This window comes from Streptomyces sp. NPDC001717, from assembly GCF_042892775.1.
In the GTDB taxonomy this organism is placed as follows: domain Bacteria; phylum Actinomycetota; class Actinomycetes; order Streptomycetales; family Streptomycetaceae; genus Streptomyces.
This window is the reverse complement of sequence record NZ_JBIAUK010000022.1, coordinates 99,267-113,560: the sequence shown is the minus strand read 5'-3', so window position 1 is coordinate 113,560 and position 14,294 is coordinate 99,267. Positions and strand designations below refer to the sequence as shown.

The window sequence follows — 14,294 nt, the reverse complement described above, 5'->3', positions numbered from 1 at the left end:
CCGCCCCGTGCATCCTCCCAGGTCAGGAACGCCCAGTCGGAAGCAGAGGTTCCAACTCCTCCCAACGGCTGATTTCGCAGCCGTCCGTGCGTCGGAAGGTCGCGTCGACTTTGCGCCCCTGCCAGGTGCCGGTGATCCGCGCGGTGGCCGGGCCGCCGTACTTCATGCTGCAGATCTGCCGCTTGGAGACGGGCGCGAAGGGGTCCTTGCCCTCGGAGGCGAGCTTCTGCAGCTTCGCGCAGGCCTGCTCCCGCCAGGGGTGGTCGCCGCCCACGGGGTCGCACTCGAGCAGGTACTCCCGGTCCAGCCTGTGGTTGCCGGTGTCGGCCATGGCGATGGTGAGGCTGTCGGGCCCGGTCAGCAGCCGCCCGAGGGGCAGCGGTGGCAGCGGCCCGGCGACCGAGGCGGCCAGGGCGGAGGTGACGGCGAAGGCGGCGAGACGCAGCATGGGGCACTCCAGGTCGTCCGTACGTCGTACGCCTGCCCAACGACGGCGGCGCTCCTACGTTCCGTCCCGACGCCCGTATCGCGTGGTCTTAAGGCTTTGCCCTCGGGCCGCCGCTCCTAGTACCGTGGGAGCGGATTGGTGAGGGGCCCCGCGCCTGTGTCATCATCTGCACGCACCCTCGTACGCGGGGGTGAGCTGGAGGCGTCGCCTAGTCCGGTCTATGGCGCCGCACTGCTAATGCGGTTTGGGGTTTACGCCCCATCGAGGGTTCAAATCCCTCCGCCTCCGCACCTCATCGAAGCCCCGGTCCTGACGGACCGGGGCTTCGATGCTTTTCCGGGTCGATTCGATGCGGGCGGGCGCCGGCGGAGCCGGGCGGGCCCCGATGGAGCCGAGCGGACCCGGGCAGACCCGGGTGGACCGGGATGGACTCCGACGGACCCCGATCGGTGCCGATCAACCGGCACGGCGGCCCCTCCACCTCTTCGGGTCAACTCATCCGGACGATCTACATCCAGCGCGTTTCCGCAGGTCAGAGGTGGTTTGGCTAATGGATTTCGCGTCCCGGCGAGGTCCATGTATTGTTGTTCTCGCAAGGCCAACGGGGCGAAAAACCCCGGGAAACCCAAGCACTCGTAGCTTAACGGATAGAGCATCTGACTACGGATCAGAAGGTTGCAGGTTCGAATCCTGCCGAGTGCACAGCAGGCCAGAGGCCCCGGACGGAAGTCCGGGGCCTCTCGCGTTATGCCCCTGCGACGGTGATGTGCGTCAGTCAGCCGGCCTCCTCCTTGATGGGGAGAGATCCCCCAGGGGTACTCGGGGATGGGATGGCTCTGGAGAGGGACGCGGGTTACGGGCCGGGCTCGATACGGTTTTGGAGATCGTTCGAAGCTATTGGCGGGGGGCTCTCATGGGACTGTTCGGGAACGCGCACACGGTCGACCCGGTGTCGGCGCAGCGGGACTACGCGCGGTTGATGGGGCAGGGCGAGCAGGTGCACGCCGCGTACCTGCTGATCCGGGACACGATCCTGTTCACCGACCGGCGGCTGGTGCTCATCGACAAGCAGGGGCTCACGGGGAAGAAGGTGGAGTACCACTCCATCCCCTACCGGAGCATCACGCACTTCGCGGTGGAGACCGCGGGGCACTTCGATCTCGACGCCGAGCTGAAGATCTGGATATCCGGCAGCTCGACGCCGATCGAGAAGACCTTCACCAAGGGCGTCGACATCTACGAGGTGCAGGCGATCCTGACGCAGTTCGTCGCCCGCTAGGCCGTCACAGGACGCGGGGGAGGCCGGTCACGGACATCACCATCGAGTAGAGCGAGGTGGTGGCCGTGATGAAGACGCGGTTGTTCTTGGGGCCGCCGAAGGCGAGGTTCGAGACCGGCTCGGGGACGCGGACTCGGCCGATCAGGGTGCCGTCCGGGGCGTGGCACCGGACGCCGTTCTCCATCGCGGCCGCCCACAGCCTGCCCTCGTCGTCGAAGCGGATGTTGTCGACGCCGGGGCAGGTGGCGAAGACCCGGTCGTTCGTGAGGGTGCCGTCGTCGGTGACCTCGAAGGCGCGGATGTGGCCGGCGCGGGTGTCGGCGGCGTACAGCTCGCTCTCGTCCGGGGAGAAGACGAGGCCGTTGGGGCCGAGGAATCCGTCGGCCACCATGCTGACGGTGCCGGTCGTGGGGTCGGCGCGGTAGAGGTTGCAGGCGCCTATCTCGCTCGGCGCCCGGTGGCCCTCGTAGTCGTTGGTGATGCCGAAGTCCGGGTCGGAGAACCAGATGGAGCCGTCCGAGCGCACGACCGCGTCGTTGGGGCTGTTGAGTCGCTTGCCGTCGTAGCGGTCGGCGATGACGGTCAGGCGGCCGTCCGGTTCGGTGCGGGTGACGCGGCGGTTGCCCTGCTCACAGGTGATCAGGCGGCCTTCGCGGTCGAGGGTGTTGCCGTTGGGGTGGCCGGCCGGGGAGCGGAAGACGGAGACCGCGCCCGTGGCCTCGTCCCAGCGCAGCATCCGGTCGTTCGGGATGTCGCTCCACACCAGTTGTCGCCAGGCCGGCAGATAGAGCGGGCCCTCGGCCCAGCGGCAGTCGTCGTAGAGCCGCTCCAGTCGGGCGTCGCCGTTGGCGCAGCGCCCGGTCTGGAAGCGGTCGTCCAGGATCTCGTACAAGGTGAGGTCGGCTATGGCAGACATCATTCCCCCTGAGAGCAGATTGCCGAATTGTGTTCGGCGTGATGTTGAGATTGCAGGATCCGGTACTGTCTTCGCAAGGGCCGACGGGCCCATGAGAGGAACTTCGCGTGGACGACATCGACCGGGCGCTCGTCCTGCGCCTGCAGCAGGACGCGGGGCAGTCGTACGCCGCTCTCGGTACGGCGGTCGGGCTCTCGGCGGGGGCGACCCACGAGCGGGTCCGCAAGCTGCGCGAGCGCGGGGTGATCCGGCGGACCACCATCGACGTGGACCCGGCCGCGGTCGGCAGTGGGGTACTGGCCTACGTCATGGTCGATTCCAACGCCTGGATGGGCGAGTCCGCCCCGGACTTCGCGGCGATCCCCGAGATCCAGGAGGCGCACATCATCGCCGGCAGTGCCTCGGTGATGGTCAAGGTGCGCACCGCCTCGACGGAGGGGCTGCAGGACGTCCTGCGGCGGCTCTACGGCATCGAGGGGGTCAGCGGAACGCACGCCACCGTCGTCCTGGAGACCTTCTTCGAGCGGCCGCTCCCCCTGTGACCTGGTGGTGCACCGGGATCCGGTGGAGCGGGGGCCGGCCGGCCATCGGGTGGTACGGCGAGGGGCGCGGCGAGCGGGTGAGCGGGCTCGTCCACGGCCGGCGGCTGGCCTTCGTGGCACGAGGGGAACGCCACTGCCTGGGTGTGCGGCGGGCCGGGAGGCGGACGGCGTGCCCCACCGCCGCCACCGTGCCGGGGCGGGCGGGGAACGCGCAGTGCCCCGAGTGCGCCCGGCTCGACCGGTCGTTCTCGGTGGCGGCCGACACCAATGCTGCCGATCCGCGCACCTACCGGGTCTACCTGGCCTGGTTCGGGCCCGGCCTGGTCAAGGTCGGCATCACCGCCGAGGAGCGCGGCTCCGTCCGGTTGCTGGAGCAGGGGGCCGTGACCTGGGCGTGGCTGGGACGGGGGCCGCTGATGGCCGCACGGCGCACCGAGGAGTTGTTGAGGGCGGCGCTCGGGGTGCCGGACCGGATCGCGTACGCGCGCAAGCGCGGGGTGCGGGCGCACCTGCCGCCGGCGTCCGAGCGGGCCCTGGAAGTCGCCGAGTTGCACGCGCGGGCGGCGGCGCTTGCGGGCTGGCCGGAGTCGTTGGAGCGGCTCGGATGCGAAGTCGTCGACCATGCGGGGTTGTTCGGGCTGAACGGGTGGGCCGGGTTGCCCGTACCGGCCCGGGTGGTCACGGCGATGGTGCCGGGTGGCGCCGTCGTGGGCACGCTCGTGGGCGCGGCCGGGCCTGATCTGCACCTCGCGGACGGGCTCGTGGTGGACACCCGGCTGCTGGCCGGTTGGGAACTCGTCGCCCCGGAGGCCGAAGCGGGCGCTCGGGCCGTGGTTCCGGTGGCGGAGATCGCTGCCCCCACCGATCCGGCCGCCGGGCAGGACGGGTTGTTCTGAGAGGCGGGGCGTCGGGGTCCGGGTGGGCTGCGGGCTTGGTCAAAACTTGGATCCCTTTGGGCTCCCGGGGCTGATTGTGGTGGACATGGCGGGGGAGCCCGGCCGAGGGTGGTGGTCATGAGCATTCAGCCGGTACAGGCCTTTGAACCGCCTTATGTCATGGCCGTTTTCAGCAATGTCCGCACCGACGACGACAGCGGATACCCCGAGACCCTCGCCCGGATGAACGAGATCGTCCGGGCCAACCCCGGGTTCCTCGGCTACGAGTCGGCTCGTACCCCGGGCGGGCTCGGGATCACCGTCGCGTACTTCCGGGACCACGAGTCGCTGGCCGTGTGGCGCCGGGACCTGGAGCACCAGGCGGCGATGAAGCAGGGTCGCGCCGACTGGTACGAGAGCTACACCCTGCACGTCGGGACCGTCGAGCGGAGCCACGGCTTTGGTCGCGACGCCTGAGGCACTCAGGGCCTTCCGGGAACGGCTCGGGCTGCCCGGACTGGTCGACGTCCACACGCACTTCATGCCCGCGCGGGTCCTGGACAAGGTGTGGGACTACTTCGACGCGGTCGGCCCGCTGACCGGGGTCGAGTGGCCCATCGTCTACCGGCACGAGGAGGAGCAGCGGGTCGCGCTGCTGCGGGAGTTCGGCGTCCGGTCCTTCACCGCCATGCTGTACCCGCACAAGCCGGCCATGGCCGCCTGGCTCAACTCCTGGGCCGCCGACTTCGCCGCCCGTACCCCCGACTGCCTGCACACCGCGACGTTCTTCCCGGAGGAGGGCGTGGGCCCGTACGTCCGGCAGGCCGTCGAGGCGGGGGCGCGGATCTTCAAGGCGCACATCCAGGTCGGCGGGTACGACCCGAACGACGAACGGCTGGAGCCGGTGTGGGGGCTGCTGGCCGAGGCCGGGATCCCCACGGTGATCCACTGCGGCTCCGGGCCCGTCCCGGGCAAGCACACCGGGCCCGAGCCGATCGCCCGGCTGCTGGCCCGCCACCCGCGGCTGCCGCTGATCATCGCCCACATGGGCATGCCCGAGTACGCGGACTTCCTCGACCTCGCCGACCGGTACGGAGAGGTCCGCCTGGACACCACGATGGCCTTCACCGACTTCGCGGAGCAGTTCACCGGCTTCCCGGCCGGTGATCTCGGGCGGCTCGCGGACCTCGGCGACCGGATCCTGTTCGGCACCGACTTCCCGAACATCCCGCACCCGTACGAGCACCAGCTCTTCGCCCTCGAACGGCTCGGCCTGGGCGACGACTGGCTGCGGGCCGTCTGCCATGACAATGCCGCCCGGCTGTTCGGCCTCGGTCCCGGCCTCGGTCCCGGCCTCGGTCCCGGTCCCGGTCCCGGTCTCTGAGTGTTGTCCCTGATCCGTTTCTCAGGGAATTCACAGGAAGGGGCAAGAAGGCTCTCAGAGGCTCGGGACAGCGTAGGGGTATGACTGCGACGACCAGCTTCCACGCGTCCATGTCCACGAGCACTCCCACGAGCCTGGTGCGGCCCGACGGAGGGCCCTGCCGGGTGCTCGTCGTCGACGACGAGGCCTCGCTCTCCGAGCTGCTGTCCATGGCCCTGCGCTACGAGGGCTGCGAGGTCCGCAGCGCGGGCGACGGGGCGGGCGCGGTCCGGGCGGCGAAGGAGTTCCGGCCGGACGTGGTGGTCCTCGACATCATGCTCCCCGACATGGACGGACTCGCCGTCCTCGGGCGGCTGCGTCGGGAGATCCCCCAGGTGCCCGTACTGTTCCTGACCGCCAAGGACTCCGTCGAGGACCGCATCGCCGGTCTCACCGCCGGGGGCGACGACTACGTCACCAAGCCCTTCAGCCTGGAGGAGGTCGTCGCCCGGCTGCGCGGGCTGGTCCGGCGCTCGGGCGCGGCGCAGGCGGCGCGCGGCGGTTCGGTACTCGCCGTCGGTGATCTGCGGCTCGACGAGGACAGCCACGAAGTGGTGCGGGACGGGCGGGACATCCACCTGACCGCCACCGAGTTCGAGCTGCTGCGCTACCTGATGCGCAACCCGCGCCGGGTGCTCAGCAAGGCGCAGATCCTGGACCGGGTGTGGTCCTACGACTTCGGCGGCCAGGCCAACGTGGTCGAGCTGTACATCTCCTACCTGCGTCGGAAGCTGGAGAGCGGCCCCGGCCTCGCACCGATGATCCACACCCGGCGGGGCGCCGGCTACCTGATCAAGCCGGCCGAGTAGTGGCCGTCCGCCCCGAGCGGCCACGCCTTGGGCCCCGACTGCGCCGGCCCTGGTCGCTGCGGACCCGGCTGGTCGTCTCGGCGGTGGCGCTGATCGCCGTCGTGGGCGCGGCCATCGGGACGGTCACCACCCTGGCGCTGCGTTCGTACCTGGTCGACAAGCTCGACCAGCAGCTGCGGATCTCCGTCGACATGGCCACGCGTCCCGGGCTGGGGAAGACGATCAGGGACGGGAGGTCGGTCGTCGGCGGCCCCGGTACCCCGCTGGGCAGCGTCGGGTTCCGCGTCGACTCCGACGGCAAGGTGTTCGAGGCCGACCGCAGCGTGCGCCGGGAAGACCCCGAGCTGGGCGACCGCCAGCCCCTCACCGAGGCGCAGACCACCGTCCTCGCCAAGGCCGCCCGTACGACCGGTCAGGGTCGCACCGAGCCGGTGAACCTGGACGTGCCGGGGCTCGGGGCGTATCGGGTACTGGCCGCGCCCGACGGGAGCGCCGTCCTCGGCTTCCCGCTCGCGGAGGTCGACTCCACCGTCCGGACCCTGGTCGTGGTGGAGGTCTGCGTCACGCTGGCCGGGCTGATCGCCGCCTCCCTCGCCGGGCAGGTCCTGGTCGGGGTCGCCCTGCGCCCGCTGCGCCGGGTCGCCGCGACGGCCACCCGGGTCTCCGAACTCCCCCTGCACAGTGGGGAACCCGCCCTGCACGAGCGGGTCCCCGACGCCGATCCGCGCACCGAGGTGGGTCAGGTCGGCGCGGCCCTCAACCGGATGCTGGGGCACGTCTCCTCCGCGCTCACGGCACGCCAGCAGAGCGAGATGCGGGTGCGCCAGTTCGTCGCCGACGCCAGCCACGAACTGCGCACCCCCCTCGCCTCCATCCGCGGGTACGCCGAACTGACCCGACGCGGCCGGGAGGAGCCGGGACCCGACACCCGGCACGCGCTGGGCCGGATCGAGTCCGAGGCCACTCGGATGACCGGCCTGGTCGAGGACCTGCTGTTGCTGGCCAGGCTCGACGCCGGCCGCCCGCTCGACGCCGGGAACACCGTCGTCGACCTGGCGCCGCTCGTGGTCGACGCCGTCAGCGACGCCCGCGTGGCCGGGCCCGAGCACCATTGGCGGCTGAACCTGCCGCAGGAGCCCGCGCCCGTACGGGGCGACCCGGCGCGGATCCAGCAGGTACTGGTCAACCTGCTCGCCAATGCCCGTACGCACACCCCGCCCGGTACCACCGTCACGGCGGACGTTTCACGTGAAACAACCGAGGGCGCGGTCCGGCTGCGGATCGAGGACGACGGGCCCGGGATCCCGCCCGCCCTGCTCCCCCACGTCTTCGAGCGCTTCGCCCGCGGCGACGCCTCGCGTTCCCGCGCCGCCGGCTCCACCGGGCTCGGCCTCGCCATCGTCCAGGCCGTCGTCACCGCCCACGGCGGGCAGGTCGACGTGACGAGCGGACCGGGGCGGACCCGCTTCGAAGTCCTGCTGCCGCAAGCCCCCGAGGGGGCGGTCACGGACTCACAGCCGGGGCACAGGCTCAGCACACATCGGTGACAGGGCGTCCGGCGACTGTCGGACCATGCCAACCGACACCTCTCCCGGGGCCCTGCCGGCGCGGGCGCCCCTCGCGCCCGTGCCCGGCCGGCCCGTCCTCGACGTGGTGATCCCGGTGTTCAACGAGGAGAAGGACCTCGGCCCCTGTGTGCGCAGGCTGCACGAGCACCTCACCCGCACCTTCCCCTACCCCTTTCGGATCACGGTCGCCGACAACGCGAGCACCGACCGCACCCCCGAGGTCGCGGCGGCCCTGGCCGCAACCCTGGACGGCGTACGGAGCGCCCGGCTGGAGGAGAAGGGCCGGGGCAGGGCCCTGCGCACCGTCTGGTCGGCCTCCGACGCCCCCGTCCTCGCGTACATGGACGTGGACCTCTCCACCGACCTCAACGCGCTGCTGCCACTGGTCGCCCCGCTGATCTCCGGTCACTCCGACCTCGCCATCGGCACCCGCCTCGCCCGCTCCTCGCGGGTGGTGCGGGGAGCGAAGAGGGAGTTCGTCTCCCGCGCCTACAACCTCCTCCTGCGCTCCTCCCTCGCCGCCCGCTTCAGCGACGCCCAGTGCGGGTTCAAGGCCATCCGGCGGGAGGTCGCCGAGCGGCTGCTGCCGCTGGTAGAGGACTCGGGCTGGTTCTTCGACACCGAGATGCTCGTGCTCGCGGAGCGGGCCGGACTGCGGATCCACGAGGTCCCGGTGGACTGGGTCGACGACCCCGACTCCACCGTCCACATCGTCCGGACCGCCACCGAGGACCTCAAGGGCGTCTGGCGGATCGGCAGGGCGCTGGCCGTCGGCGCGCTCCCGCTGGACCGGCTCGCCCGCCCCTTCGGCGACGACCCGCGCGACCGCGCGGCCCTGCCCGGGGTGGAGGGCGGGCTGGCCCGCCAACTCCTCGGCTTCTGCGCCGTCGGGGTCCTGTCCACCCTGCTCTACCTGCTCCTGTACTCGGCGTTCCGCGTCGGGACCGGCCCGCAGATCGCCAACGGCGCGGCCCTGCTGCTCTCCGCCGTCGCGAACACCGCCGCCAACCGGCGGCTCACCTTCGGTGTGCGCGGCCGGGACCGGGCCGTGCGCCACCAGGCCCAGGGCCTGGTGGTGTTCGCCATCGGACTCGCGCTGACCAGCGGCTCCCTCGCCGCCCTGGGAGCGGCCACCGCCGACCCCGCGCACAGCACCGAGTTGGCCGTGCTGATCACCGCGAACCTCGCCGCCACCGTGCTGCGCTTCCTGCTCTTCCGCGCCTGGGTCTTCCCCGAGCGCCGCGACACCCCCGTGAAGGACGACATTCGATGACCACGGCCGCACCGCCGCTCCACCCCGTCCCCGAGGCCCGGCCGCACACCGGCCGGCACGCCGTCGACAGGCCCCGCTGGGAGCGGCCCGCCTTCGCCGGGCTGCTGATCGCCACCGCCGTCCTGCTGCTGTGGGACCTGGGCTCCTCCGGCTACGCCAACTCCTTCTACTCCGCGGCCGTGCAGGCGGGCAGCGAGAGCTGGAAGGCGTTCTTCTTCGGGTCCTCGGACGCCGGCAACTCGATCACCGTCGACAAGCCCCCGGCCTCGCTCTGGCCGATGATGCTGTCGGTCCGACTGTTCGGGCTCGGCTCCTGGCAGATCCTCGTCCCGCAGGCCCTGATGGGCGTCGGTACGACGGCCGTGCTCTACGCCGCGGTGCGCCGGCAGTTCGGTCCCGGTGCGGCGCTGCTCAGCGGTGCGGCCTTCGCGCTCACGCCCGTCGCCGCGCTGATGTTCCGCTTCAACAACCCCGACGCGCTGCTGACCCTGCTGCTGACCGTCACCGTGTACTGCGTGCTGCGCGCCCTCGACGGGGCCCGTACCAAGTGGCTGGTCTGGGCGGGTGTCGCCGTCGGCTTCGCCTTCCTGACGAAGACGCTGCAGGCCTTCGTCATCCTGCCGCCGCTCGCCGTGGTGTACGCGGTGTGCGCGCCGACCCGGCTGCGCAGGCGGCTGGGTCAGCTGTCGCTCTCCGGGCTCGCGATGGTGGCGGCCGGTGGTTGGTGGGTGGCCATCGTGGAGCTGTGGCCGGCGTCCTCCCGACCGTACATCGGTGGTTCGCAGACCAACTCCTTCCTGGAACTGACCCTCGGCTACAACGGTCTGGGCCGGATCAACGGCAACGAGACCGGCAGCGTCGGCGGCGGTATGCGCACGGGCGGGCCCGGCGGCGCCGGGGCCTACGGGCTGCCCGAGGGCATGCCGGGCCTGCGGGGCGGGGGCGGTGGCTGGGGCGAGACCGGCATCGACCGGCTCTTCTCCGGCAACATCGGCGGTCAGATCTCCTGGTTGCTGCCGGCGGCCCTGGTGCTGCTGGTCGTCGGACTCGTGGTCACCTGGCGGGCCGGCCGGGCCGCCGATTCGCTGGAGGGCATGGCCCGGGCGGCGTTCCTGGTCTGGGGCGGCGCGCTGCTGATCACCGCGGTGGTGTTCAGCTTCATGCAGGGCATCTTCCACGAGTACTACACGGTGGCGCTGGCGCCGTTCGTGGCCGCGCTGGTCGGCATGGGCGTGGCCGTGCTGTGGGAGGAACGGGGCGGCAAGGCCGCCGTGTTCACCCTGTCCGGGGTGCTGGCGCTGACGGCGGTCTGGTCGTGGGTGCTGCTGGGCCGGGCCACCGGATACCTGCCGTGGCTGCGCTGGACGGTGCTGGTGGCGGGGCTGCTCGTCGCGGCGGCATTGCCGTTCGCCGGGGTGTTGGGGCGCAGGGGCGTGCAGGTGGTGGCGGCGGTCGGCCTGGGCGCGGCGCTGGCAGGGCCGTTCGCGTACTGCATGACGACCGTGAGCACCGGGCACACGGGGTCGATCGTGACGGCCGGGCCGGCGGTGGCGGGCGGTCGGGGCGGACCGGGCGGACCGGGCGGGATGAGGTTCGGCCCGGCCGGTGGACCGGCCACAGGAGGGCCCGGCGCCGGTCAGGGCGCCGGTCAGGGCGGAATGCCGGGCGCGATGCCCGGTGGAATGCCGCAGGGCGGCCCCGGAGGTCAGGGCGGCATGCCCCAGGGAGGCGTTCCCCAGGGCGGCATGTGGCAGGGCCAGGGCCAGGGCAGGGGACAGGGCTTCGAGCGCTTCGGCGGCGGTCAGGGCGGTGCCGGCGGCCTGCTGAACGGCGCCCGGGTCGGCGCCGAGGCGAAGGCGGCCCTGCGGGCCGACGCCGGCAAGTACACCTGGGCAGCGGCAGCCGTCGGCTCGCAGAACGCGGCGAGCTACCAGCTGGCTTCGGGTGAGCCCGTGATGGCGCTCGGCGGCTTCAACGGCAGCGATCCCTCGCCGACCCTGGAGCAGTTCAAGAAGTACGTGGCGGAAGGGAGGATCCACTACTTCATCGCACAGGGCGGAGCCGGCGGCGCGGCCGGCGGCGGCGAGGCCGGCGGTGGCCGCGCCGGCGGTGGTCCGGGCGGTGGTGCCGGCAGTCGGATCGAGAGTTGGGTCAAGGCGACCTTCAAGACCTCCACGGTCGGCGGTGCCACCTTCTACGACCTGACGGCCCCGGTGTCCGGAAGCTCCTGATCCGGCCCCACCGGCGCAACACCCCCTGGTGCTCTGGCATCGAGAGGGCGGACCGGGCATTCCGGGCTGATCCACCTGTCATGAGGAGGGTGCCTCCATGATGACCGCGGGCGATTCCGGTGAGATCCGGGCCAGTGTGTGGCTGGCCGACAGGTCCGCCGCACCCGCGAGACGTCGCAGTGAGGCACCCTCCGGGCTGGACCGGGAACGGATCACCGCCGCCACCGTCCGGCTGCTCGACGCCGACGGGCCGGCTCGGTTCTCGATGCGGCGGTTGGCCGCCGGGCTCGGGGTCACCGCGATGTCCCTGTACTGGTACGTGGACACCAAGCACGATCTGCTCGAACTCGCCCTGGACAGTGCCCTGGGCGAGCTCGCGCCCCCGGCCGGGCCCGACGGGTCCGAAGGCCGGCCCGGTCGGCTGAGGGCGCTGGCCCGCGGCTACCGGCGGGTCCTGGCGGACCACCCCTGGGTGGCTCCGCTCACCGCCGCCTACCCGAACATCGGCCCGCACGCCCGGGCCTTCGACGCCGGCCTCCAGCGACTGCTGGATTCGACCGGTCTGGCGGGTACCGCCCGGACCGGCGCCCACCTGGCCGTCTCGCAGTTCCCGCACGGCTGCGGGGGCACGGTCCGGCGGGCGCCGGAGGGCGACTTCTGCCTGGCGCTCGACGTCCTGATCGCGGGCATCGAGGCGAAGTCCACCGCCTGGCGCCGAGCGGGCGGCCCGACCAGGCCACAGCCCGGTCGAGCCGCCCGCTCACGTCGCCCGACGGGCCCGTCCGCTCAGGCCCGCAGCGAGGCCGTCTCCGCGGCGGAAGTCCCCTCCTCGGCCGACGACCCGCCGGAAGCCGCGGACGGGGCGTGGGCGGCCGGCTTCGACTTCAGCGCGACCTCCTTGATGAACAGCACCAGCACCAGCGAGAGCAGCGCGAACGGGGCGGCGTAGAGGAAGACGTCGCCGACGCCGTGCCCGTACGAGGACTCGACGACCGTGCGGATCGGCGCGGGCAGCTTGTCGAGGTCGGGGATCCCGCCACCGGCGGTGCCGCCGTGGCCCATGGCGGCGGCGGCCTTCGGGCCGAGCGCGGCGATCCCGTCCTGGACGTAGTGCGTGACCCGGTTGGCCATGACCGCGCCCAGCGCCGAGACGCCCATCGCGCCGCCGAGCGAGCGGAAGAACGTCACGACCGAGCTGGCCGCGCCCAGGTCCTCGGGGGCCACCTGGTTCTGCGTGGCGAGGACCAGGTTCTGCATCATCATGCCGAGGCCGAGGCCGGTCAGCGCCATGTAGATCGCGATGTGCCAGTACGGGGTGTCGTAGCGCAGCGTGCCGAGCAGACCCAGTCCGGCCGTCAGCAGCACGCCGCCGGAGACCAGCCAGGCCTTCCACTTGCCGGTCTTGGTGATCACCTGACCGGAAAGAGTGGAGGAGACGAAGAGCCCGCCGATCATCGGAATCGTGAGGATTCCGGACATCGTGGGGGACTCGCCACGGGCCAACTGGAAGAACTGGCTGAAAAACACGGTCCCCGAGAACATCGCGATGCCCACGAAGAGGGACGCGGCCGAGGCGAGGCTGATGGTCTTGTTGCGGAACAGCCGCAGCGGGATGATCGGGTCGCTCGCGCGGGACTCGACGAGGACGAAGAGCAGGCCGAGCAGCACGGCGCCGCCGGTCATCGTCCAGGTCTGCCAGGAGATCCACTCGTAGGAGCCGCCGGCCTGCGTGACCCAGATCAGCAGCAGCGAGACGGCGCCGCTGATCAGGAAGGCGCCCAGCCAGTCGACCTTCACGTCACGCCGGACGACGGGCAGGTGCAGCGTCCGCTGGAGCACGATCAGCGCGATCACCGCGAAGGGCACGCCGACGTAGAAGCACCAGCGCCAGCCCAGCCAGTCGGTGTCGGTGATGACGCCGCCGAGCAGCGGTCCGCCGACGGTGGCGACGGCGAAGACCGCGCCGAGGTAGCCGCTGTACCGGCCGCGCTCGCGCGGGGAGATCATCGCGGCCATGACGATCTGGGCGAGCGCGGACAGGCCGCCGACGCCGATGCCCTGGACCACGCGGCAGGCGATGAGCGTGCCGGTGTTCTGGGACAGACCCGCGACGACGGAGCCGAGTACGTAGATCACCAGGGATATCTGGACCAGCAGCTTCTTGCTGAACAGGTCGGACAGCTTGCCCCACAGCGGCGTCGCGGCCGTCATCGACAGCAGGGCGGCGGTGACGACCCAGGTGTACGAGGACTGGGTGCCGCCGAGGTCGCTGATGATCTGGGGCAGGGCGTTGGAGACGATCGTCGAGGACAGGATCGCCACGAACATGCCGAGCATCAGCCCGGACAACGCCTTCATGATCTGCGGGTGGGTCATGGACGGGGTGTCGGGGGCGGTGCCGGAGGCGGTGGTGGACGTGCCGCCTGTCGGCTTCTCCGTCGTGGCCATGTGTTTCCTTTGGTCTAGAAGCTCGATCGGAGTCGGGCCAGCAGGGTGTTGAGTACGTCGATGTCCTCGGCCGACCAGTCGGCCAGTGCCTTTTCCAGCGCTGCCGTGTACCGGGCTCCGAGCTCGGCGAGGAGCGCGTGCCCGGACGGGGTGAGCCGCAGGATCCGGCAGCGCCCGTCCCCCGGGTCGGTCTCCCGCGCGATCCAGCCGCGTTCGGCGACGTGCGTGACGTGCCGGCTGGTCACGGAGATGTCGACGGCCATGAGCTCGGTGAGCCGGCTCAGCCGCATCTCGCCGTGCCGGTCGAGGACGGTGAGGACGGCGGCCGCGCCGGGCGGGCAGTCGGGGGGCAGGACGCGGGCGAGGTCGCGCTTGACCGCGCCGATCCCGGTGAGCCGGCGGGCCAGCTCCTCGTACCGAGTGGTGGTGGTCACCGCACGCCCTCCCCATCTTGTTGCTTGAAGCAACCATAGAAGCGGATG

Annotated in this window: 13 protein-coding genes, 2 tRNA genes and 1 pseudogene; 12 read left to right on the top strand and 4 right to left on the bottom strand. The window is 71.7% G+C overall.

Translation table 11 applies throughout. The annotated features are described in order from the left end of the window. Nucleotides 1–22: 22 nt before the first annotated feature. On the bottom strand, nucleotides 23–448 hold the full coding sequence (locus ACFYZL_RS28570) for an SSI family serine proteinase inhibitor (protein ID WP_384746014.1): 426 nt from the start codon (nucleotides 446–448) through the stop codon (nucleotides 23–25). Between the two features lie 197 nt (nucleotides 449–645). On the opposite strand from ACFYZL_RS28570, the gene ACFYZL_RS28565 reads away from it, so the two are divergent. The 3 genes from ACFYZL_RS28565 (at nucleotide 646) to ACFYZL_RS28555 (ending at nucleotide 1,727) form a co-directional block, all read left to right on the top strand. Next, nucleotides 646–736: transfer RNA gene (locus ACFYZL_RS28565), tRNA-Ser, on the top strand. Between the two features lie 341 nt (nucleotides 737–1,077). Further along, nucleotides 1,078–1,150, top strand: a tRNA-Arg gene (locus ACFYZL_RS28560). A gap of 211 nt (nucleotides 1,151–1,361) precedes the next feature. Then, the gene (locus ACFYZL_RS28555) at nucleotides 1,362–1,727 is read left to right on the top strand and encodes a PH domain-containing protein (RefSeq protein ID WP_384746031.1); all 366 of its coding nucleotides are present in this window, start codon (nucleotides 1,362–1,364) and stop codon (nucleotides 1,725–1,727) included. Between the two features lie 4 nt (nucleotides 1,728–1,731). Here the strand turns inward: ACFYZL_RS28555 and ACFYZL_RS28550 are convergent, their stop codons facing one another. Then, a complete protein-coding gene (locus ACFYZL_RS28550; RefSeq protein WP_384746040.1) occupies nucleotides 1,732–2,643 on the bottom strand; it encodes an SMP-30/gluconolactonase/LRE family protein in 912 nt (303 codons plus the stop codon). 107 nt (nucleotides 2,644–2,750) lie between these two features. Here ACFYZL_RS28550 and ACFYZL_RS28545 point away from each other — a divergent pair, with 107 nt between their 5' ends. The 9 genes and pseudogenes from ACFYZL_RS28545 to ACFYZL_RS28505 all read left to right on the top strand — a co-directional run. Then, complete coding sequence (locus ACFYZL_RS28545) at nucleotides 2,751–3,185, top strand: Lrp/AsnC family transcriptional regulator (RefSeq protein WP_384586491.1); 435 nt, start codon at nucleotides 2,751–2,753, stop codon at nucleotides 3,183–3,185. Beyond that, nucleotides 3,182–4,081, top strand: coding sequence for a DUF2797 domain-containing protein (locus ACFYZL_RS28540; protein WP_388682836.1), 900 nt, complete (start codon nucleotides 3,182–3,184; stop codon nucleotides 4,079–4,081). Before ACFYZL_RS28545 ends, ACFYZL_RS28540 begins: the two co-directional genes overlap by 4 nt. A gap of 117 nt (nucleotides 4,082–4,198) precedes the next feature. Further along, nucleotides 4,199–4,537: an antibiotic biosynthesis monooxygenase family protein gene (locus tag ACFYZL_RS28535; protein ID WP_384746033.1), complete on the top strand. Its 339-nt coding sequence runs from the start codon at nucleotides 4,199–4,201 to the stop codon at nucleotides 4,535–4,537. Next, the gene (locus tag ACFYZL_RS28530) at nucleotides 4,521–5,444 is read left to right on the top strand and encodes an amidohydrolase family protein (RefSeq protein WP_388682833.1); all 924 of its coding nucleotides are present in this window, start codon (nucleotides 4,521–4,523) and stop codon (nucleotides 5,442–5,444) included. Before ACFYZL_RS28535 ends, ACFYZL_RS28530 begins: the two co-directional genes overlap by 17 nt. A gap of 80 nt (nucleotides 5,445–5,524) precedes the next feature. Continuing rightward, nucleotides 5,525–6,292, top strand: coding sequence for a response regulator transcription factor (locus ACFYZL_RS28525; protein WP_384746035.1), 768 nt, complete (start codon nucleotides 5,525–5,527; stop codon nucleotides 6,290–6,292). A gap of 38 nt (nucleotides 6,293–6,330) precedes the next feature. Then, nucleotides 6,331–7,839, top strand: a complete 1,509-nt coding sequence (locus tag ACFYZL_RS28520) for a sensor histidine kinase (RefSeq protein ID WP_384746041.1) — start codon at nucleotides 6,331–6,333, stop codon at nucleotides 7,837–7,839. Between the two features lie 25 nt (nucleotides 7,840–7,864). Next, a complete protein-coding gene (locus tag ACFYZL_RS28515) occupies nucleotides 7,865–9,133 on the top strand; it encodes a glycosyltransferase (protein ID WP_384746036.1) in 1,269 nt (422 codons plus the stop codon). Beyond that, the gene (locus ACFYZL_RS28510) at nucleotides 9,130–11,364 is read left to right on the top strand and encodes an ArnT family glycosyltransferase (RefSeq protein ID WP_388682829.1); all 2,235 of its coding nucleotides are present in this window, start codon (nucleotides 9,130–9,132) and stop codon (nucleotides 11,362–11,364) included. Before ACFYZL_RS28515 ends, ACFYZL_RS28510 begins: the two co-directional genes overlap by 4 nt. A gap of 97 nt (nucleotides 11,365–11,461) precedes the next feature. Beyond that, nucleotides 11,462–11,962, top strand: a pseudogene (locus ACFYZL_RS28505) (TetR/AcrR family transcriptional regulator); the annotation flags it as partial. Nucleotides 11,963–12,150: 188 nt separating this feature from the next. On the opposite strand, the gene ACFYZL_RS28500 reads toward ACFYZL_RS28505, so the two are convergent. Beyond that, complete coding sequence (locus ACFYZL_RS28500) at nucleotides 12,151–13,812, bottom strand: MDR family MFS transporter (protein WP_388682827.1); 1,662 nt, start codon at nucleotides 13,810–13,812, stop codon at nucleotides 12,151–12,153. Nucleotides 13,813–13,826: 14 nt separating this feature from the next. Beyond that, on the bottom strand, nucleotides 13,827–14,246 hold the full coding sequence (locus ACFYZL_RS28495; protein WP_384748505.1) for a MarR family winged helix-turn-helix transcriptional regulator: 420 nt from the start codon (nucleotides 14,244–14,246) through the stop codon (nucleotides 13,827–13,829). Nucleotides 14,247–14,294: the final 48 nt, after the last annotated feature.

Excerpts from the sequence above, each read along its gene's own strand:
- ACFYZL_RS28515 (WP_384746036.1), top strand. The coding sequence starts at position 7,865 with ATGCCAACCGACACCTCTCCCGGGGCCCTGCCGGCGCGGGCGCCCCTC.
- ACFYZL_RS28500 (WP_388682827.1), bottom strand. The coding sequence starts at position 13,812 with ATGGCCACGACGGAGAAGCCGACAGGCGGCACGTCCACCACCGCCTCC.
- ACFYZL_RS28550 (WP_384746040.1), bottom strand. The coding sequence starts at position 2,643 with ATGTCTGCCATAGCCGACCTCACCTTGTACGAGATCCTGGACGACCGC.
- ACFYZL_RS28570 (WP_384746014.1), bottom strand. The coding sequence starts at position 448 with ATGCTGCGTCTCGCCGCCTTCGCCGTCACCTCCGCCCTGGCCGCCTCG.
- ACFYZL_RS28525 (WP_384746035.1), top strand. The coding sequence starts at position 5,525 with ATGACTGCGACGACCAGCTTCCACGCGTCCATGTCCACGAGCACTCCC.
- ACFYZL_RS28555 (WP_384746031.1), top strand. The coding sequence starts at position 1,362 with ATGGGACTGTTCGGGAACGCGCACACGGTCGACCCGGTGTCGGCGCAG.
- ACFYZL_RS28535 (WP_384746033.1), top strand. The coding sequence starts at position 4,199 with ATGAGCATTCAGCCGGTACAGGCCTTTGAACCGCCTTATGTCATGGCC.
- ACFYZL_RS28510 (WP_388682829.1), top strand. The coding sequence starts at position 9,130 with ATGACCACGGCCGCACCGCCGCTCCACCCCGTCCCCGAGGCCCGGCCG.